Genomic DNA, 19,648 nt, shown 5'->3' on the forward strand with positions numbered 1-19,648 from the left:
TGCGCGATCTGGTCATGACCTCCCGCGAAAAGGACATCGACACCCGCGGCGAATCCATCCCTGTGCCGCTCACGGCCGAGGTGCCGTTGACCTGCCTGGCCCGCGATTACCCGGCCGACACGCTGATTCCGCTGCACCATCATCCCGACCGCCATCAGCTGGTCTACGCCGAGGGCGGCGTGCTGGTGGTGCGCGCCGGCGCCGGCCGCTGGGTGGTGCCGGGCACGCGCGCGCTGTGGATGCCGGCGGGCATGGGCCATCAGGTCCACTGCATCGGCCTGGTGCGCATGCGCAGTCTCTACATCCTGCCCGGCGCGCTGCCGGACGCGCCGGCGGCGCCGTCCACCGTGTCGGTGACGCCGCTGCTGGCCGCACTGATCCACGCCGCGGCCGAGGTCGCGCAGCCGTGCGTGGCCGACTCGCGCGATGGCCGGCTCATGCGCCTGATCCTGGACGAACTGCGGACCCTGCCGGTGCTGCCGCTGCATCTGCCCGAGCCGCGCGACGCGCGCCTGCGCAGGATTGGCCGACGCCTGGAACGGGCGCCCGACGATGCCTCCACGCTGCAGGACTGGGCCGCGCGCCTGGGTGTGGACGTCAAGACCATCCAGCGCCTGTGCCGGCGCGAGTTGGGCATGACCTTCGGCCAATGGTGCCAGCAGGCGCGGCTGCTGCGTGCGCTGGAACGCCTGGCCGTGGGCGAGAAGGTGATCGACGTGGCGCTGGCGCTGGGCTACGACAGCCCCAGCGCGTTCGCCACCATGTTCAAGCGCCGCTTCGGGCAGACGCCGTCGCAGTTCTTCCGTTGAACGCGAGAGCTGGGACAGGCTTCGCAGATGACGGGTTTGACGGCTTTTCGGGGCACTGCTAGAAGGTGAACCGGGCCATCGGGGGTGGCCTCCCCACGCCGCGAGACCGATCTCCATGCACCGTCCGACCTCATCCGCCGCTGTCTTTCCCCTGCGCGTGGTCTGGCTGGCCCTGTGCGGCCTGGCGACCACCGGCTGCGCGACACCGACGCGCCAGGACGCCGCCGCTTCCACCCCTTCGAAGGATCCGATGATGACTGCCACCGCCGCTCCGTCCCTGAGCCTCGACGACCTCAACCAGCGCGTTCTGCGCCTGATCGACGGCATCCGCACCCGGGAGGACCTCGCGCCGGCGCAGCTGCAGCGCCTGACGGGCGTGGACGTGGAGGTGAACGCGGAAGACCCGACCATCTATGGCATCGCCGGCCCGGTGGAGGGGCAGGGCCGCTACAGCCTGGTGTCCTCGCACAAGAACGCCGCCGGCCAGGTCGACAGCCTGCTGCTGTCCTTCGAGCCCGGCGACGCAGCCGGGCCCTGCGCCAGCGTCGAGGGCTATCGCAACGCGCTGGCGGCCGCCGGCTTCTCCGGCCAGCACCTGCCGGCCGGCCACCGCGGCAACGAATCCTGGTACTTCACGCGCCAGGGCGTCAGCGTGAACCTGCATGTCCGCCCCGGGCGCGGGGCATCGCCTGCGCCGGACTGCGTGGCCTCCATGGTGATCGGCGTCTATCAGTAACGCAGGCGAGGACAAGGACATGAACGACAAGCACGTCACGGACAAGACCTCGCCCACTCCGGAACAGCAGCTGCAGTCGATGCTGGATGCCTTCGACAAGGCCAACGCCCACGACAGCGTGCATCCCGGCGAAGACCTCAAGGCCGTGCTGGACAGCACGCCGGGCCTGAAGGCCAACGTGCTCGATGCGATCAAGAAGGACCAGCTGGACAAGATCGAGGCGCTCAACGTCAACGGCGCGCTCGGCGTCTACATGGGCGATTCGCGCACCATCCAGATCTCGCCCGACCAGCTGCACATCGCGCGCACCGATCCGGAAATGCTCAACTCGGTGCGCTTCACGCTGGGGCACGAGGTCAAGCACGCGGCGGACCGCGCGCAGATCATGACCTCCGACGCCAGCCTGGAGAAAGGCGTCGACGCCCTGGCCCGCAGCGGCGGCAAGGTCCACGACTACACCGCGGTGATCGGCAAGTACAACGAGACCTCGCGCAGCCTGGAGACGCACGCCGAACTGACCGGCTACAACGTCGTGGTCGACCAGGTGCTGAAGGACAATCCGAAGGCGACGCTGCGCGATGTCTACAACGCCTCGCCTAGCGACATGGACCCGTATATCCAGAAGGGTGGCACGCCGGCCAACCCGACCTACGCGCCGCGTCCTGGCATCACCCTGGACGGGCTGAAGATGCCGGAGACCAAGGAAAACCTGGCCGCGGTGAACACCTACTTCTACGAAGCGCGCGGCTACCCGCAGCAGAACGTCTCCCAGCTGCTCGACTACGCCGGCCAGGCCGAGGCGCATTACCACCCGGGCAAGGGCGCGCCGCAGATCGAGGTCGACCTCAAGGCGCTGGGGGTGTCCAAGGCCCAGGTCTCCACCAGCGCGACGTATGTCGATACCAGCGCCAGGCCACGCCTCGGCGTGCCGACCGCGGCGCCGGACGGGCTATCCGGCAATCGCCTCTACGACGATGCCGCGCAAGGCCTGGGACGCACGCAGACCGGGGCCGCCCTGGACGGTCTGGCCTTCCGGCAGACCGCCGCGGCGATGGCGGCACAGGCGCAGCAGGACGGCCTGCACCGGATCGACAGCGTGCACGAAGGCCGCGATGGCCGGCTGTTCTCCGTCCAGGGCCAGCCGGGCGCGCCCGACGCCCTGCGCAGCCATGTCGAAAGCGCCCAGGCCAGCCGCCAGCCGCTGGAACAGAGCGCGCAGGCCCTGCAGCCCCCGCAGGCGCCGCCGCCGCAGGTGCAGTCGCGCGAGCAGGACGTGCAGCAGCACGCGCCGCTGATGCGCTGAGACCAGCGACGCCGGCGGGTGGCGCATCGGCGGGCAGTCCGGTGATTTCAGGACGGTACCGCGCGTGAGCCTCTTGCCAGAGGCCAGCCCCGTTGCCACCTGAGCAATTTCTGAGCTGCCTGCGCGGCAGCGAACCGGGCAATGCCGGATGTGAGCATCGCGTTTGTGCATCCTCACCCGATGCGCACCGCGCGCTGGCTAGGGTGCCGCCATCTGACCGTGCAAGGAGACATCCCATGCTCAAGTGGGCGCTGATTTTCGCCATCATCGGCGTGATTGCCGGCGTGCTCGGCTTCGGCGGCATCGCCGGCGGCGCGTTCGCCATCGCCAAGTTCCTGTTCTGGGCCTTCATCATCATCGCCGTGATCCTGTTCGTCCTGGGCATCACGGTCTTCAAGAAGGTTACCTAGCCCGCGCTCCGCCCCTCCCCTTGCGCAGCAGGGGGAGGCTGGGGGTTGTCCGGCCGAGGCGGTTTCAATCGAAGAGCAGCCGTCCTCTCGGTCACCGGTCCGCTATCGGAGGTCCCGTCGGATCGCATCGCGGCGCCGCGGCATCGTCAAACGGAGTGCTGGCTAATCATGTGGACTGCAGGGGCAGCCGAGGCGTGACACGGCTACTTCTCCCGCGTCCCTGATCATTCCCCGGGCGGCTGCATGAACTCGATCGTGATGCGATCGGGGCCCACGACGTAGGCGACCAACGTCCCTTTGCGCGGCCCGCCAGGAATCGGCTGTGGGCTGCCCTTCGCTTTCCAGCCCGCCGCCTTGACACGCGCGATGGCGGCGTGGATGTCCTTCACGGTCAGCGCCAGGTGCGCGGCGCCGATCGCACCCGCGCTCTCCGGTACGGCTCCATGCTCGCGGCCTCTTGAGTACTGCAGCAGTTCAATCACGAACCCGTCCGGCGCCTCGACGATCGCGGTCCGCACGCTCGGATCGTCCACCCCCGTGACCTGCCGGAGGAACTCGCCTCCCATCTCCGACTGCCGCCGCAGCGTGAAGCCGAGCGCTTGCGTCCAGAAGCGGATGGCCTCGTCCAACGAGGAAACGGCAAAGCCCGTGTGATCCACGGCGATTACGTCGGCGGTCTGGGTCACTGCTGCGGCTCCCTGTGGGGGATCGGGAAAAAGCAGGATTCTGCACCTTGGGCCTAGCGGCAGCAGTGGACGATGAGAGGCGCGCGGATCTCAAAGCGAAGAGCAAAAGCACCGCCCCCCGAATCGCTGGTTCGCGACTTCGAGCTCCCCCTCGCCTGCTGGCGAAAGGGAGGGGGCAAGGCACGTCTGGCGTGCGCGGCCTACTGCGCCGGCACGCCCATCTCGCGCAGCAGGGCCGGGGCCGGATAGACCTTGGCCAGCAGCCAGCGGATGTAGCGCGCATCGACGTGGATGGCGCGCTTGTAGCGCGGGTCGTACCACCAGCTGGCGCTGACCGCTTCCCAGTTGCTGTCGAAGTTCAGGCCCATCAGCTCACCCCGGGCGTTGAGCACGGGCGAGCCGGAGTTGCCGCCGGTGGTATCCAGGTTGGTCAGGAAATCCACCGTCTGCGTCTTCAGCACCGGGTCGGCGGTGCTGCCGAAGTCGCCCTTGGCGATCGCCTCCAGCAGCGGCTTGGGCGCATCGAACGGCGCGATGCCGGTGTTCTTCTCCACGATGCCGGCCACCGTGGTGAGCGGCGCATAGGCCACCGCGTCGCGCGGCGCCAGCGGGGTCACCCGGCCGAAGCTCACGCGCAGCGTGCTGTTGGCATCGGGATAGCTGGCGCGGCCCTGCTTGGCGCGCCAGGCGGCCAGCGCCTGCATGTAGGCCGGGCGCAGGCGCAGCAGATCGCCCTCGCGCGTCTTGCGGGCGTTCTCCAGTTCCAGCTGCGCCGGCACCAGCCTGGCGGCCAGCGCGATCAGCGCATCGTCGGCCAGCGGCTGGCCCTGGCGCGCGGCGGCGAAGCGCGACAGGCGCTCGCTCTCCGTCCCCAGCGTGGTCGCGCCATACAGCGCGTCCAGGGCCTTGGCCAGTTCGGCCGGGGTGCGGCCGAAGGCGGCATCGAAGGCCGGCACGCGCTGCGCCTCCGGCAGCTGCTGGTAGCGGCCCAGCAGCACGGTCAGCAGCGCCTTCTCGGTGCCCGCGTCGTAGCGGCGCTGCACCTGCTTGAGCTGGCCTTCGATCAGGGCCTGGTCGCGCTGCTGGTAGCCGGTCTCGCGCTGCGCGTCGGGCTTGGCCGATTCCAGGCGCAGGCGCTCCAGGGTCAGCGCCGAGCGCAGCAGCTGCGTCTGCGTGGCGACCAGGCCCAGCAGCAGGTCGCGATCGCCCAGCGCCTGGCCCTGGGCCAGCAGCTGCCGCAGCTGGTCGATCTGCTGCTTCTGCGCGCCGCGCGTGGCCGCGAGCATGCCGGCCTCGTCGGTGCCCCGCAGGCGCGCGGCGTCGCTGCGCTGCAGGCCTTCCAGCTCGCCGGCGGCGCGCTTGCGGTTGTTCTTCAGCGACTGCAGCTGCGAGGCATAGCGCGTGCGCGCCTCGGCATTGGCCTTGCCGGCCTGCTCGATCTGCGCGATCAGCGCATCGAATACCGCCACCCGCGCCGGCAGCACATGGCCGACCTGCGCCTCGAACTCGGCCGCGGTGCGGTTGCGATAGGTAATGCCGGGATAGCCGGCCAGCATGGCGAAGTCGCCTTCCTTCGGCCCCTCGACGGCCATCTTGAGGAACGCCGGTGGCTGATAGGGCACGTTGTCGGCGCTGTAGTCGGCCGGCTTGCCGTCCTTGCCCACATAGGCGCGCAGGAAGGTGAAATCGCCGGCATGCCGCGGCCACATGAAGTTGTCGATCTCATCGCCGTAGTTGCCGATGGCGCGCGGCGGCGCATAGACCAGGCGGATGTCGCGCAGCTCCAGCTGGGTCACGCGATAGAAGTCCGCGCCGTAGTCCATCGTGGCCACGCTGCAGCGCACGTTGCCGGCGGCCTCGCATGCGGCCACCAGGCGCTTGCTGGCCGCGTCCACGGCATCGTAGTAGGCGCGGCCGGTCTTGCCCTTCGCATCGGCCAGCACCTGGTCGGTGACCTTGTCGAAGGCGGTGGTGACCAGCACGCGGAAATCCGGATTGGCCGGCAGCTCCTCGCCGCGCGCCTGCGCGACGAAGCCGTCGTCGATGAGGTTGGCGCCGGCCTTGGTGTTGTACTGGATCACGCCGTAGGCCACGTGGTGGTTGGTGACCAGCAGCCCGTCGCCGGAGACGAACGAGCCGGTGCCGCCGCCGACCTTCACCACCGCGCTCAGCGGCGCCTGGGTGACATCGGCCAGCGCGGCCGGATCGCCGCGGAAGCCCGCCTCGCGCAGCGGTTCGGCCAGCGAGGGCAGCTGCGTGGGCAACCACATGCCTTCGTCGGCACGGGCGGTGGAGGACAGCAGCAGCGCCAGCGAGGCGGCCAGGGGCAGGGTGCGGGTCATGTGGATCCGGTGACAGAGCGAAACGTGCCGGCGACAGTAGCGGCCGCCCGCGCATGCGGCAAACGGGAGGCGCATGACGGTTCGGTCATGGGCGGCGTGTCATGCGAAAGCCGGTGCGCTGCAAAAGTCCGCGGGAGCGTTGTCTGCGGAGCCGAGTGCGGTCAGGCGGAGTCGAGGTCGCGGCCGTATCGCACACGGGTGACGAGGCGCTGCAGGCCCGTGCTTCCGAAGATCATCCAGACCGCCAGGACCAGCTGCAGCAACGTCGAGATCACGCCGCCCACCTGCTCGGGACCCCAGGCGAAATATCCGGAGGCTTCGCGTCGCGTCAGCAGGAAGATCGTGACCCAGTAGCTGGCGTCGGGCAGGGCGGTCAGCAGCGTCCAGAATCCCAGCAGGGTCAGGCCTACCGACAACGCGGTCGAGGCGCCCATGGCGTGATCGGCGCGCGGCTCCTTCATCACCGGCAGCAGCTTGCGCGCGACGGTCAGCGGGAAGCGCCAGAGTGCGGCGCAGATCAGCAGGCCGAGGACCAGCACCGCCAGGCTCCAGGCCATCGCCGTGGTGTCGTGCTGCGCGCGCAGCGCCGCCATGCTCGGCAGGAACGACCGCAGCAACGTGATCAGCAGGAAGATCGCGAACAGGCGCGATCCAACAGCGATACAGTCTTCCCGGTTCATGGCCTGATTCCTTGACCTTTGACGATGTTGAGCTGGCCGCGCAGCGCGGTTGCGCTGCTGGCGATGAGGACTACTTCTCCTTGCGCCAGTTGATCGATCCGCGCGTTTCCACGGTGGACGATTCGATCTCGGCGTTGAAGCCCTTGCGCATCAGGTACTTCAGGGTGACCACCGAGCCGCCGCCGACCATGGCCACGCCGTAGCTGACGTAGAGCTTGGGCGAAAGATACTTGCCGATGCCGAAGACCGAGGCGCCCATCGTGCGCGACTCGAGCACGCCGGCGTCGTCCAGGCCGATCTTGGCACCCAGCTGCGAGGCCAGCAGGCCGGCGCCGGCCGACAGCGCCGAGGACGCGGCGCTGACCTGCGCGCTTTCCTGGCTGCTGGCGGTGCTCAGCGGGCGGCCCAGCACCAGGTAGGCGAGCGCGTCGGATTCGGAGGTCTCGGGGTTGGACCAGACGCTGGCGCGCGGCGCGCTGGCGCGGCCGGTGACGTCGATGCCGGCGGTCACCCCGGCGCTGACGATCTCGCGTTCGGCGCGGATGTTGATGTTCGGGTCGGAGACATCGTCGTTGCTCCAGCTCAGCTGGCCGCGGGTGATGGTCAGCTTCTGACCATAGGCGGTGTAGCGGCCGTCGACGTCGAGCTGGCCGGTGGCCGACATGGCGCGGCCGGCGCGCGAATGCACGCTCATCTGGCCCTGCAGCGAGCCTTCCAGGCCAAAGCCCTTCATCCGCACCTGGTCGCCCAGGTTCACCGCCAGGTCCAGCTTGAGCAGCGAACTTCCGCCTTCCTCCGGGTCGGCCGGGTCCAGCACCACCACGTCCTCGGAGGTGGACACGCCTTCGCTGAGTTTCTCCAGGTTGAGGTTGGCCGAGGGCACCGTGACCTGGCCACCGACGCCCAGCACCTTGCCTTGCAGGGCGATGGTCATGTCCGGGTCGATCACCGCGCGCAGCTGGGTGGTGTCCGAGGCCAGGAAGTTGTCGCCGCGCACGTGGAACAGCAGCGGCTCGTCGCCGCCCTGCCAGCCCAGCGAGCCGTCGATGGACAGCGTGCCGCCGGTGGTGCCGCCGCCGGTGGCCGACTGCGACTTCATGCTGCCCTTGATCTGCGCGGTGCCATCGGACAGCGCGGTCAGCTGTGCATTGCCCTGCACCAGGGTGATGCCCAGCGCCGGCAGGTCGCCGGTGAACTCGCTCAGGTCGGCCTCGCCGCTGAGCAGCGGCGCACCGCGCGTGCCGGCCAGGCCGATGTGCCCCTTGAGCTTTCCCTGCGGGCGCACTAGGTCCGGCGAGAACAGCTCCAGCCAGAACAGCCGGTCGTTGTAGAGATAGATGTTGCCGGTCAGCGGGGCGTAGCTGTCCCAGCCGGTGTCGAAGCTCGCGTCGACGAAGCCGTTGCCCGCGAAGCCCGTGCCGAGGCGGCCATGGATCTTCTGCGGCGTCATGTCCACGTCGATGCTGAAGTGATCGTAGTGGACGATCTCGCCGCGGCTGTTCTTGCCCATCTTCAGGCCGCCGTCCATCGAGGCGATGTGCACCTGGCCCTGCCAGGCGTTGGCCTGCGGCTTGAGGTTGGCCTCCAGCGTCAGGTCGCCGCGCAGGCTGAGCTGGCGGCCGTCCTGCTGCGGCAGCCACGGCTGCACCAGGGTCAGCGGCAGGCGGTCGGAATGCGCGCGCACGCCGTTGCGCGGCCAGTCGGCCGACACGCACAGGCTGCCGCCGTCGCCGCCGGCCAGGCAGCTGTCGGACAGGGTGAAGGCCGCGCCCTTCTGGCTGAAGCGGGCGGCCTGGGTCAGTGCCCAGGCATCGCCCTTGGACGGGACGATGCGCAGCGTCTCCAGCGTGCCGGACCAGGCGCCGTCCTGCGCCTGGCGCGCCTGGCCGGCGACGGCGAGTGAGGCCATCTGGCTGTCGGCCTGCGCATGCAGCTGCAGGTCCTGCACCGCGCCGCGCGCCTGCACGTCCAGCCGGTCCAGCGCCAGCCCGGCCTGCACGCCGGTGCCGGTCAGCGCCAGCTGGCCATTGCCGCTCTTCCACGGCAGCCGGCCCTTCAGGCTCAGGGTCTGCGCGGTGTAGGTGTCGAACTTGAGCGCATTGCCGGTGAGGTCGGCCTCGATGGTCGGCGCGGCGCGCGGGCCGGAGAGCTTCAGCGTCCCGGCCAGCACGCCGGTGGCGCCGGGCAGCAGGTCGGCCAGCTCCAGCGGATTCAGGGTCGCATCGACATCCAGCGTGTCGGCCACCTTGCCCTGCGCCTGCACGCGGCTGGCGCCCAGGCTCAGGTCCAGCTTGCCCTGGCCGCTGTCGCCCTGCAGGACGAAGTTGCCGCTGCCGGCCAGCTTGCGGTCGCGCAGGCGACCGCCCAGCTGCGGGATGTCCAGCGTCGCATCGAAGCCGGTGCCCTTGCCCGCGGCCGGATCGCGCTGCGCGCCCTTGCTGGACAGCCGGCCGGTGACCGCGCCCTTCCAGCCGGCGGCGAAATAGCCCGGGTCGAAGTTCTGCAGCGTCGCCGCCACGTCCCAGGACAGCTGCGGGGCCCAGCCGACCTGGCCGGTGACCTGCAGCCCGCCGGCCGGCGTGGTCGCCTTGAGCGTCTTCAGCAGCACCTTCTCCAGGTCGCCGCGGCCGTCGAAGTCGACCTTCGCCTTGTCCTGCCCGCGCGCCAGATCGGCCGTGCCGATCGCCGCCCAGGCCGCCTTGCGGCCGGCCACGCCCAGGTCGGCATCGGCCTGGATGCGGGCATCGCCTTCGCCCCACTTCAGGCCGCGCGCGTTGACCGCGAACTTGAAGCTCGGGTCCTCGGTCTGGGTGAAGTCGGCGTGGCCGTTGAGCGTGATGCGGCCGTCGAGCAGCTGCACCGCCAGCGGCTGCACGGTCAGCGTGGTGTCGTCGATGCGCACGTGCGAGGGCTCGATCACCACCGCGTTCTCGCCCTGCTGGGCGTGGCCGCTGATGGCCGCGCCGCCGTCGGTGCCACTGGCCTGCAGGTCGAAGGCCAGCGGCGGCGCATCGGCCGCGCCCACGCCCAGCAGCGACAGGTCCAGCTGCTTGCTGACCGCGCGCATGGCCCAGTCCGGCTTGGTCTCGCCGCGCACGTCCAGGTGCACGCGCACCGGCGCCGGCGCGTTGCCGCCCACCGCCACCTGCATGTGCTCGACGTCGCCACGCGCGACCAGCCCCAGCCGCGCCGGCGTCTTGCCGCGCGGGGCGGGAAAGCCGGCCGACACGGTCAGGTCGGTGTCGTAGTCGTCGCCCGGCCGGTAGTGGCCGTCGATGGAGAAGTTGCCGCGGTCGCTGGTGATCTTCACCGCGCTGGCTTCGGCATAGCCATCGCCCAGGTCGACGCCGCCGCGGATGCTGCCCAGGAAGATCACCGGCTCGCCGCCGGAGGTGTAGCGCAGCCGGTCGACCTGCAGGGTGTCGGCCTGCAGGTTCAGCGGCAGCTCGATCTGCGGCATCACCTCGGGCCAGCGCGGCAGTTCGAACGGCTTGTCCGGGCTGGGCGCGACTTCCAGCGTCGCGTCCTCCACTTCCAGCCGGTCCAGGCGCAGGCGCTTGCCCAGCAGCGGACGCAGGTCCGGATCCAGCAGCACGCGCCTGGCGGTGAAGTCGATGCCGTCCATGTGGAAGTGCACGTCGCGCAGCGTCAGCGGCCCGGCGACCGGGCCTTCGGCACTGGCGTAGGTGAGCGAGCTGCCGGCCGGCAGGCGCGCGATCACCTGCGCCAGCAGCACGTCGCGGCCGGCCACGGTCTGCAGCAGCCAGTACAGCGCCACCAGCGCCACCACCACCAGCGTGGCCACGCCGATCGCGCTGCGGATGGCCAGCGTGCGCATGCGCGCCTTGCGCCGGGCGCGCAGCTCGGCGATGCGCGCCTCGCGCTCCTCGGGGGTGAGGTCCTGCGGCGTGCGGCTCACAGGCTGGTCCCGATGCTCAGGTAAAGCTGCACGACCGAGTCGGGATCGTTCAGGCCGTGGGCGATGTCCACCCGCACCGGGCCGATCGGCGAGCGGTAGCGAACGCCGACGCCCACGCCGGTCTTGAGGTCGGGCGAGTCGTTGTAGGCGCTGCCGGTGTCGACGAAGATCGCGCCGCCGAACGGGCCGCCCTTGTAGTAGTGCTCGTATTCGGCGCTGGCGGTGACCAGCTTCTTGCCGCCGACCGAATACTCGCCGCCCTCGGTGCGCACGCGCGGACCGACCTCGCGGTACTGGTAGCCGCGGATGCTGTTGTCGCCGCCGGCGTAGAAACGCAGGCTCGGCGGCAGCGCGTCGGTCGAGCCGGCGGTGGTCTGGCCCACTTCGCCGCGCAGGATGAAGCGGTCGTTGGCGCCGATGCCCTTGAACCAGCTCGCGCCGACCTGCAGCTGGGCGAAGTTGGTGTCCGAGCCGGCGCCTTCCAGGCCACCGCGCAGGGTCGAGCGCGCGACGATGCCGCTGCGCGGGAACAGGCGATCGTCCACGTTGACGTACTGCGCCTCCAGCTGCGGATAGACGTAGGTCGCGTAGCGGTACGGCGCGGCGGCCTCGGCGCCATCGCCGTTCTCGTCCTCCAGTTCTAGCTTCCAGCGCTCGCGCAGGGCGTGGATCGAGGCGGTGAGCGTCCAGTTCTCGTTGAGCTGGCCGCTGCGGCTGCCGATCAGCTCGATGCGGCGGGTGTCGATGTAGTCGGTCTGTTCGTCGTACAGCTGCGCGGTGGCCGCGTACCAGCCATCGAGCCACTTGAATGCGGGGATGCGGTAGGTGCTGGTGAGCGCCTTGCGGTTCTGCGCGTAGTCCAGCAGCGTCTTGAGCTTGTGCCCGCGCGAGTTGACGTAGCGGCGCTCCACGCCCAGCAGCACACCGGCGCCGTATTCGGTGCCGTAGCTCAGGCCGGCGGTGTAGATGTTGCGCTTGGCCAGCTTCAGGTTGACGCCGATCGGCACGCGGCCGTCCACCGCGCGGTCCGGATCGGGCTGGATGTCGATGTTGCTGAAGTAGTCCAGCGCCACCAGCGACTGCCGCAGCCGGTCCAGCTTGCCCTGGTGGTAGTAGCTGCCCTCGTCCCAGTAGACCAGCTGGTCGAGCAGGCCGGGCCGGAAGTAATCCTGGTGGAAGATCGTCGGGCCCATGTCGTAGCGGATGCCGCTGACCCAGGACAGATCGATGTCGGCGGCGTGCTGGGCCCGGGTGATCTCGACCCGGCGGTCCTGGAAGTCCGCGTCCAGATAGCCGCGCTCGGCCAGGCGGCGCACGATCTTGAGCTTGCTGGCCTCGTAGGTCTGGTGGTCGAACACCTGGCCCGGGCGCGGCGCGAAGTCCTTCAGGTCCTGGGCCAGGTAGCGGTCGCTGCCGCCTTCGCCCTCGATGCGGATGTCGGCATCGCGCACGCGCACTGGTTCGCCCGGCTCCACGGTGACCACCACGGTCAGGTGGTCGGCCGGTGCGCGCACGCGCGGTGCGTTGGCGGCGGTCGGCGCGGCATCGCCGGTGGCCTGCTGCGCGGCCGTGCCCTCGCTGGCATCGGGATTGACGTCGGCCGGGGCCACCGAGGTGGTCACCTTGCCGTCGGCGTCGCTGGCGTCGCGCTGCACCTGCGCGCTGGGCTGCGGCGCGGTATCGCGATCGTCGTCGTCGTCGTCGTTCTCGTCGTCGTCCTTGCCCTTGCCGCCGGTCTTCTTCTGCCGCTCCACGCGCGCGGCCTGGCTGGCATCCAGGCGGGTGGTGGTGACCGTGATGGTCGGCCCGTAATAGCCGAAGGGCTCGAGCGCGTGGGCGGCCTCGTCCTTGGTCTGTTCCAGCAGATATTCCAGCCGCGCCTCGCCCAGGCGCTTGCCCAGGGCGTCGTTCAGCGTCAGCGCCACGCGGATGTTCTCGGCCATCGCGGCCTGGGTGTCGTCGTCCTCGTTCAGACCCTTGATCTGCACCTGATCGACGATGGCCGCCGCCCACGCCAGCGCCGGAGACAGAGACAACGCGGCGGCGAGGGCAAGCGGGGAAAGGACGCGCATGGGCCAAAGCATACCCAACCGCCGTCCCGCGCCGGGTTAAGGCGCCATGACGGCGTGTGCGCCGAGTGCGCCGTCAGTTCTCTACCATCGTTCCCGCGCACGCGGGAACCCAGCGCCTTGCATCCCGGCCAAGCCGAAGCCCGCCGTGCCCACCTGCGCGGGAACAACGGGCCTGTTGGCCGTCCTCAGACCGAAAGCTGCGCGATGTCGGCCACCTTGCCGAAGCGCGCGTGCAGCCGATGCAGCAGGGCCAGGCGATTGCCGCGCACGGCTGGGTTCTCGGCGTTGACCATCACCATGTCGAAGAAGCTGTCCACCTGCTCGCGCAGCAGCGCCAGGCGCGCCAGCACCGCGACGTAGTCGTGCTGGTGCAGGGCGGTGTCGGTGTCGCCGATCGCGGCCTGCACGGCCTCGGCCAGCGCGGCCTCGGCCGGGTGTTCGATCAGGCCGCGATCCAGATGGTCGGGGATCTGCACGCCCTCGGCCTGCGCCTTCTTGAGGATGTTGCCGATGCGCTTGTTGGCCGCGGCCAGCGCGGCGGCCTCGGGCAGCGCGGCGAAGGTGCCGATGGCCTCGATGCGGCGGTCGAAGTCGTACAGCGAGGCGGGCTTGAGTTCGGCCACCGCGTTGAACTGCGTGGTCGGCACACCCTTGTCGGCGTAGTAGCCCTTCAGGCGGTCGAGGATGAAGTCGTAGAGCTCTGAAACAAGCGGTGCCAGATCCAGCTGCATCAAGCTCTTGCCGTGCGCCGCAAAGTGACCCTTGAGGTGATCGGTCACGAAGTCGTCGCCCTTCGCCGGCTCGAGCAGCGCATTCGCTTCGGCCGGCTTTCCGGCTTTCTCATTCCGAGCTGCATGCGCTGCGACAGCGGTGCCCGTCTGCATGACGGCCGAGCCGATCAGGTCGCGTACGTCCAGATCAAACCCGCTCTCGATGATCGTCCGCGCCAGCCCCAGCGCATTGCGGCGCAGCGCGAACGGATCCTTGTTGCCGGTCGGCTTGAGGCCCGCTGCGAAGCCGCCGGCCAGCGTATCCAGGCGCTCGGCGATGGCCAGCACCTTGCCCAGCGGCGAGAGCGCGATGTCGTCGCCCGCGAAGCGCGGCTGGTAGCCCTCGTCGATGGCCAGCGCGACCTCCTGCGGCTCACCGGCCGCCAGCGCGTAATGGCGCCCGGCGATGCCCTGCAGCTCGGGGAACTCGCCGACCATGCGCGACTGCAGATCGTTCTTGGACAGTTCCGCAGCACGCCGGGCCAGCGCGGGGTCGGCGCCGACCTGCGGGGCAATGGCCTGCGCCAGCGCGGCCACGCGCGCGACCTTGTCGGCCACCGTGCCCAGCTTGGCCTGGTAGGTCACGGTCGCAAGGCTCGCGCCCATCGCCACCAGGCCCTGCTTGAGATCCTCGTCGAAGAAGAACTTGGCATCGGCGAAGCGCGGACGGATCACGCGCTCGTAGCCGGCGCGCACCTGCGCCGGGTCGCGCGAGGCGATGTTGGCGATGCCGATGAAGTGCTCGGTCAGCACGCCATCGCGCAGCACCGGGAAGAACTTCTGGTTGATCTCCATCGTCTCGATCAGCGCTTCCTGCGGCACGGCCAGGAAGGCGGGTTCGAAACTGCAGGCGACCGCGTTCGGCCACTCGGTCAGGCACACGACCTGTTCCAGGTTGTCGTCGGTGACGCGCGCGTCGCCATCGACGCTGCGCGCCGCGGCCTGGACCTGTTCGATGATGCGCGCGCGGCGCTGCTGCGGATCGACCAGCACGCGCGCGGCCTCCAGCGCGGCCACATAGTCGCCCGGCGCGCCGATCGACACCGGCGCGTCGTGCTCGAAGCGATGCCCGCGGCTCTCGCGGCCCGCGGCCACGCCCATCAGCGTGGTGGCGATGACCTGCTCGCCCAGCAGCGCCACCAGCCACTGCACCGGCCGGGCGAAGGCGTAGTCGTGGTCGCCCCAGCGCATCGGCTTGGGGATCGGCATGGCGGCCACGGCCTCGGCGATCACCTCGGGCAGCAGGTCGGCAGTGCGCGCGCCGGCGCGCGTGGCGCGCAGCACGAAGCGCTCGCCCTTGGCATCGGTGGTGCGCTCGAGCTGGGTCCAGTCCACGCCGGCCTTGGCCGCGAAGCCGCTCAGCGCCTTGGTCGGCTGGCCATCGGCGTCCAGGGCGATGTTCACGTACGGGCCGAACACCTCGCTGGCCTGCTCGGGCTGCTCCACCGCCACGCCGGGCAGCAGCACCGCCAGCCGGCGCGGGGTGAACAGCGGCCGGGCCTCGCGCGCGTCCACTGCCACGCCGCGCTTTTCCAGCCCGGCCTTGATGCCGTCGAACAGCGCATCGGCCAGCCCCGGCAGCGCCTTGACCGGCAGCTCCTCGGTGCCCAGTTCGATCAGGAGGGGAAGTTGTTCGCTCATGTGGTCAAGCCTTGGAGAGGGGCTCGCTCGGCCGGGCGAGCGAGGTGCATCGGGAAGGTCGTCGTGCGCCGTCAGGTGGTCGGCGCGAAAAACGGGACGTAGCGGTTGGCGAACACCGGCAGCGCTTCGTAGCGCGCCACGCGTGCGGCCAGCGCCGGCGTGTCGGCCAGATCGTGCGGGACCGCGTCGCGCGCATAGGTCGTGCAGCAGGCCAGGGTGATGTCGGCCTGGCTCATCGCGTCGCCGATGAGCCATTCGCGCTCGCCGGCCTCGACGCAGGTCTGCTCCAGTACCGCCAGGGCGCCGCGCATCTGCGCGTTGCAGCGCTCGACCCACGGCGCGTGGCGCTTGTCCGCGGGACGGAACACGCGCTCCATCACCTGGTGCAGCGCCTTCTCGACGGCACCGGTGGCGAAGCCCATCAGGCGCTGGGCCTGGCGCCGTGCCGGACCGTGCGCGGGCAGCAGCGCGCGCTGCGGCCCCGCGACCTCGTCGAGGTAGTCCAGGATCACCGCCGATTCGGTCAGCGCTTCGCCGTCGTCCAGCACCAGCACCGGGACGCGGCCGAGCGGGCTGTAGGCGCGGATGCGGTCGAAGTCGCGGCCCACCGACCAGTCGCGATGCTCGAAGGGCATGCCCAGCACGTCCATGCTCACCGCCACGCGGCGCACGAACGGCGAGTCGAACATGCCGATCAGGATCATGCCGCGGCCTCGTGCGCGGCGCGCTTGAGCCCCGGGAAGCCGAGCTTCTCGCGCTGCGCGTAATAGGCCTTGGCCACGGCCTGGGCCAGGGCGCGCACGCGCAGGATGTAGCGCTGGCGCTCGGTCACGCTGATGGCGCGGCGCGCGTCGAGCAGGTTGAAGCTGTGGCTGGCCTTGGTCACCTGCTCGTAGGCGGGCAGCGGCAGGCCGGCCTCGACCAGCTTGATCGCCTCGCGCTCGCAGGCGTCGAAGCGGTGGAACAGCTCGGCCACGTCGGCGTGCTCGAAGTTGTACGCGCTCTGCTCCACCTCGTTCTGGTGGTAGACGTCGCCGTAGGTCACCGGGGCGCCGTCCGGGCCGTAGGTCCAGACCAGGTCGTAGACGTTGTCGCAGTCCTGCAGGTACATGCACAGGCGCTCGAGTCCGTAGGTGATCTCGCCCAGCACCGGCCTGCACTCCAGGCCGCCGGCCTGCTGGAAGTAGGTGAACTGGGTGACCTCCATGCCGTTCAACCACACTTCCCAGCCCAGGCCCCAGGCGCCGAGCGTCGGCGATTCCCAGTTGTCCTCGACGAAGCGCAGGTCGTGCACCAGCGGGTCGATGCCCAGCGCCTTGAGCGAATCCAGGTACAGCTGCTGGATGTTGTCCGGGTTGGGCTTCATCGCCACCTGGTACTGGTAGTAGCGCTGCAGGCGGTTGGGATTCTCGCCGTAGCGGCCGTCGGTGGGGCGGCGCGAGGGCTGCACGTAGGCCGCGTTCCACGGCTCCGGGCCGAGCGCGCGCAGGAAGGTCGCCGGGTGGAAGGTGCCCGCGCCGACCTCCAGGTCCAGCGGCTGGATCAGCACGCAGCCTTGCGCCGCCCAGAACTGGTTGAGGGTCTGGATCAGGCCCTGGAAGGTGATGGGTGTGGCCGTCGTGACAGTCATGCGGCGAAGGGCGGAAAAAGGGGTGGGCTAGTATACGGGCGTGATGCAGCCGCTTTCGGCCGCAGGGACACGGCCAGGAGCCGACGCCGCCATGGAACAGACCCAGCGCAGGGCCGATTTCTCGCCGGAGTCCACGGTGCTCGGGTCGGGCCGGCTGGACTTCGCCCAGGTCACCCGCGCACTGCTGGCCGACGGCCTGGTGGCCGAGGCCGACCGCGGCCGCATCCAGATGTCCGCCGCCGGCGCGCGCAGCGCCAGCGAGGTGCATCCGCTGGTGCTGCTGGCCAACCTCAAGCTGGCCGCCGCGGCGGGGGGCGAGCTGAGCCTGGAGCGCCTGACCGAGTGGCTGGCCCGGCGCGTGGAGGTGCGCTACCTGCGCATCGACCCGACCCGGGTGGACGTGGCCAGCGTCACCGCGGTGGTCAGCCAGGCCTATGCCCGACGCCACCGCATCCTGCCGCTGGCGGTCGAACACGACCGCGTGCTGATCGCCACCAGCGAACCGCTGGACCTGAGCTGGAAGCCGGACCTGACCCACCTGACCCGGCGCCAGATCGAGCTGGTGCTGGTCAATCCGCTGGACCTGCACCGCTACACGATGGAGTTCTTCGGCGTGACGCGCTCGGTGCGCGGCGCCAAGGACATGCGCGACCGCGAGCAGAACGCCGCGATGCCCAGCTTCGAGCAGCTGGTCGATCTGGGCCAGAGCGGCGAGGTCGGCGCCGACGACCACCACGTGGTGCAGATCGTCGACTGGATGCTGCAGTACGCCTACGAACAGCGCGCCTCGGACATCCACCTGGAGCCGCGCCGCGAGCTGGGCCGCATCCGCTTCCGCATCGACGGGGTGCTGCACAAGGTGTTCGAGCTGCCGCCGCCGGTGATGACCGCGGTGGTCTCGCGCATCAAGGTGCTCGGCCGCATGGACCTGGCCGAGCGCCGCCGCCCGCAGGACGGCCGCATCAAGACCCGCTCGCCCGGCGGGCGCGAGGTCGAGATGCGCCTGTCGACCATGCCCACCGCCTTCGGCGAGAAGTGCGTGATGCGCATCTTCGACCCGGACACCGCGTTCAAGCCGATCGCCGAGCTGGGCTTCAGCCCGACCGAGGCCGCCGGCTGGAACGCGCTGGTCGAGGCGCCGCACGGCATCGTGCTGGTGACCGGCCCGACCGGCTCGGGCAAGACCACCACGCTGTACTCGACCCTGCGCAAGCTGGCCACCGCCGACGTCAACGTGTGCACGGTCGAAGACCCCATCGAGATGATCTCGCCCGAGTTCAACCAGATGCAGGTCCAGAACAACATCGACCTGGACTTCGCCTCCGGCGTGCGCACCCTGCTGCGCCAGGACCCGGACATCATCATGATCGGCGAGATCCGCGACCTGGAGACCGCGCAGATGGCGGTGCAGGCCTCGCTGACCGGCCACCTGGTGCTGTCCACCCTGCACACCAACGACGCGCCCTCGGCCATCACCCGCCTGCTGGACCTGGGCGTGGCGCACTACCTGGTCGCCTCGACCCTGAGCGGCGTGCTGGCCCAGCGCCTGGTGCGCACCCTGTGCCCGCACTGCCGCCAGCCGACCACGCTGCCGGCCCATGCCTGGGACGCGCTGCTGGAAACCGGCCGCCAGGTGCCCGAGGATGCCGCGCCCAACGCCCCGGTGGGCTGCCTGGAGTGCCGCCGCACCGGCTACCTGGGCCGCGTGGGCCTGTACGAGCTGATGCCGCTGACCCCGCAGCTGCGGGCGATGATCCGCGCCGACATGGAGCTGGCCGCCTTCACCCGGGCCGCGCGCATCCAGGGCATGCGCACGCTGCGCGACGCGGGCCTTGACATGGTGGCGCGCGGTCTGACGACAATCGAGGAAGTCGTCTCCGTCCTGCCCCCTCGGGAATGAATCCGCCCTTCCTGATCGTCGAAACCGGCCAGCCGCTGCGCAGCCTCAAGCGCCATGGTGGCTTTTCCCACTGGATCCGCGTCGCCGCCGGCCTGGAGGCCGACGAGGCGGTGGTGGCCAATGTCGAGCGCGGCGACGCGCTGCCCGCGCATGGCGACTTCGCCGGGATCATCGTCTCCGGCTCCTCGGCCATGGTCACCGACCGCGCCGACTGGAGCGAGCGCGCGGCCGGCTGGCTGCGCCAGGCCGCGCACGAGGGCCGGCCGCTGCTGGGCATCTGCTACGGCCACCAGCTGCTGGCCCACGCGCTGGGCGGCGAGGTGGCCTACAACCCGGCCGGGCGCGAATCGGGCACGGTGCGCATCGATCTGCATCCGCCGGCCGCGCAGGACCCGCTGTTCGCGCACCTGCCCGAGGGCTTCATGGCCCACACCAGCCATGTGCAGACGGTGCTGCGCGCGCCGGAAGGGGCCACGGTGCTGGCGCGTTCGCAGCGCGACGGCTGCCAGGCCTTCCGCTGGGGCGAGCGCGCCTGGGGCGTGCAGTTCCACCCCGAATTCGCCACCCACCACATGCGCGGCTACGTGGTCGCCCGCGCCGAGCACCTGCGCAGCACCGGCCAGTGCCCGGTGCGCATCCACCGCGAGGTGACGGCCGCGCCGCAGGCGCGCACACTGTTGCGGCGGTTCGTGCGCCACGCGCGACAGGCCCGCGCCCGCTGACCCCGGCCAGGCGCGCCGGGCCGTTCCT

Annotated in this window: 13 protein-coding genes and 2 pseudogenes; 6 read left to right on the forward strand and 9 right to left on the reverse strand. The window is 70.4% G+C overall.

Annotated features, from left to right (window positions below):
* Positions 1-14 precede the first annotated feature (14 nt).
* From LAJ50_RS00860 to LAJ50_RS00875, 4 genes are all read left to right on the forward strand, one after another.
* Positions 15-809 carry a helix-turn-helix transcriptional regulator gene (locus LAJ50_RS00860; protein WP_138651393.1) on the forward strand — a complete coding sequence of 265 codons (795 nt, stop codon included), beginning with the start codon at positions 15-17 and terminating at the stop codon, positions 807-809.
* A gap of 253 nt (positions 810-1,062) precedes the next feature.
* A complete protein-coding gene (locus LAJ50_RS00865; RefSeq protein ID WP_138651392.1) occupies positions 1,063-1,545 on the forward strand; it encodes a hypothetical protein in 483 nt (160 codons plus the stop codon).
* A gap of 19 nt (positions 1,546-1,564) precedes the next feature.
* Entirely contained in the window at positions 1,565-2,848 is a 1,284-nt protein-coding gene (locus LAJ50_RS00870) for an XVIPCD domain-containing protein (protein WP_138651391.1), read from the forward strand.
* Positions 2,849-3,084: 236 nt separating this feature from the next.
* On the forward strand, positions 3,085-3,258 hold the full coding sequence (locus LAJ50_RS00875; protein WP_130551265.1) for a DUF1328 domain-containing protein: 174 nt from the start codon (positions 3,085-3,087) through the stop codon (positions 3,256-3,258).
* Positions 3,259-3,482: 224 nt separating this feature from the next.
* On the opposite strand, the gene LAJ50_RS00880 is transcribed toward LAJ50_RS00875, so the two are convergent.
* The 9 genes and pseudogenes from LAJ50_RS00880 to glyQ all read right to left on the reverse strand — a co-directional run bounded on the left by LAJ50_RS00880 (position 3,483) and on the right by glyQ (position 16,998).
* Positions 3,483-3,944, reverse strand: coding sequence for a VOC family protein (locus tag LAJ50_RS00880; RefSeq protein ID WP_171044531.1), 462 nt, complete (start codon positions 3,942-3,944; stop codon positions 3,483-3,485).
* A gap of 200 nt (positions 3,945-4,144) precedes the next feature.
* Positions 4,145-6,292 (reverse strand): S46 family peptidase, encoded by a 2,148-nt coding sequence (locus LAJ50_RS00885; protein WP_138651438.1) that lies wholly within the window; start codon positions 6,290-6,292, stop codon positions 4,145-4,147.
* 155 nt (positions 6,293-6,447) lie between these two features.
* The gene (locus LAJ50_RS00890) at positions 6,448-6,966 is read right to left on the reverse strand and encodes a hypothetical protein (protein WP_138651389.1); all 519 of its coding nucleotides are present in this window, start codon (positions 6,964-6,966) and stop codon (positions 6,448-6,450) included.
* Between the two features lie 70 nt (positions 6,967-7,036).
* Positions 7,037-10,885, reverse strand: a complete 3,849-nt coding sequence (locus tag LAJ50_RS00895) for a translocation/assembly module TamB domain-containing protein (protein ID WP_224096425.1) — start codon at positions 10,883-10,885, stop codon at positions 7,037-7,039.
* Positions 10,882-12,384, reverse strand: a pseudogene (locus LAJ50_RS00900) (autotransporter assembly complex family protein); the annotation flags it as partial. The gene LAJ50_RS00895 and the pseudogene LAJ50_RS00900, both read right to left, overlap by 4 nt.
* 285 nt (positions 12,385-12,669) lie before the next feature.
* Positions 12,670-12,969 (reverse strand): annotated as a pseudogene (locus LAJ50_RS20255) (POTRA domain-containing protein); the annotation flags it as partial.
* A gap of 173 nt (positions 12,970-13,142) precedes the next feature.
* The gene (glyS, locus tag LAJ50_RS00905; RefSeq protein ID WP_138651387.1) at positions 13,143-15,368 is read right to left on the reverse strand and encodes a glycine--tRNA ligase subunit beta; all 2,226 of its coding nucleotides are present in this window, start codon (positions 15,366-15,368) and stop codon (positions 13,143-13,145) included.
* A 71-nt stretch (positions 15,369-15,439) separates the two neighbouring features.
* Positions 15,440-16,072, reverse strand: coding sequence for a glutathione S-transferase family protein (locus LAJ50_RS00910; RefSeq protein ID WP_138651386.1), 633 nt, complete (start codon positions 16,070-16,072; stop codon positions 15,440-15,442).
* Positions 16,069-16,998: a glycine--tRNA ligase subunit alpha gene (gene glyQ, locus LAJ50_RS00915; protein ID WP_138651385.1), complete on the reverse strand. Its 930-nt coding sequence runs from the start codon at positions 16,996-16,998 to the stop codon at positions 16,069-16,071. Before glyQ ends, LAJ50_RS00910 begins: the two co-directional genes overlap by 4 nt.
* A 91-nt stretch (positions 16,999-17,089) precedes the next feature.
* Here glyQ and LAJ50_RS00920 point away from each other — a divergent pair, with 91 nt between their 5' ends.
* Positions 17,090-18,898, forward strand: coding sequence for a GspE/PulE family protein (locus tag LAJ50_RS00920; protein ID WP_138651384.1), 1,809 nt, complete (start codon positions 17,090-17,092; stop codon positions 18,896-18,898).
* Positions 18,895-19,620 carry a glutamine amidotransferase gene (locus LAJ50_RS00925; RefSeq protein ID WP_138651383.1) on the forward strand — a complete coding sequence of 242 codons (726 nt, stop codon included), beginning with the start codon at positions 18,895-18,897 and terminating at the stop codon, positions 19,618-19,620. The genes LAJ50_RS00920 and LAJ50_RS00925 overlap by 4 nt, the downstream gene beginning before the upstream one ends.
* Positions 19,621-19,648 lie beyond the last annotated feature (28 nt).

It is taken from the genome of Pseudoxanthomonas sp. X-1 (assembly GCF_020042665.1).
Lineage (GTDB): Bacteria > Pseudomonadota > Gammaproteobacteria > Xanthomonadales > Xanthomonadaceae > Pseudoxanthomonas_A > Pseudoxanthomonas_A spadix_A.

What these genes read in the sequence shown, in the direction of transcription:
- LAJ50_RS00860 (WP_138651393.1), top strand. Translation starts at nt 15, where the DNA reads ATGACCTCCCGCGAAAAGGACATCGACACCCGCGGCGAATCCATCCCT.
- LAJ50_RS00910 (WP_138651386.1), bottom strand. Translation starts at nt 16,072, where the DNA reads ATGATCCTGATCGGCATGTTCGACTCGCCGTTCGTGCGCCGCGTGGCG.
- glyQ (WP_138651385.1), bottom strand. Translation starts at nt 16,998, where the DNA reads ATGACTGTCACGACGGCCACACCCATCACCTTCCAGGGCCTGATCCAG.
- LAJ50_RS00870 (WP_138651391.1), top strand. Translation starts at nt 1,565, where the DNA reads ATGAACGACAAGCACGTCACGGACAAGACCTCGCCCACTCCGGAACAG.
- LAJ50_RS00925 (WP_138651383.1), top strand. Translation starts at nt 18,895, where the DNA reads ATGAATCCGCCCTTCCTGATCGTCGAAACCGGCCAGCCGCTGCGCAGC.
- LAJ50_RS00865 (WP_138651392.1), top strand. Translation starts at nt 1,063, where the DNA reads ATGACTGCCACCGCCGCTCCGTCCCTGAGCCTCGACGACCTCAACCAG.
- LAJ50_RS00875 (WP_130551265.1), top strand. Translation starts at nt 3,085, where the DNA reads ATGCTCAAGTGGGCGCTGATTTTCGCCATCATCGGCGTGATTGCCGGC.
- LAJ50_RS00890 (WP_138651389.1), bottom strand. Translation starts at nt 6,966, where the DNA reads ATGAACCGGGAAGACTGTATCGCTGTTGGATCGCGCCTGTTCGCGATC.
- LAJ50_RS00920 (WP_138651384.1), top strand. Translation starts at nt 17,090, where the DNA reads ATGGAACAGACCCAGCGCAGGGCCGATTTCTCGCCGGAGTCCACGGTG.
- glyS (WP_138651387.1), bottom strand. Translation starts at nt 15,368, where the DNA reads ATGAGCGAACAACTTCCCCTCCTGATCGAACTGGGCACCGAGGAGCTG.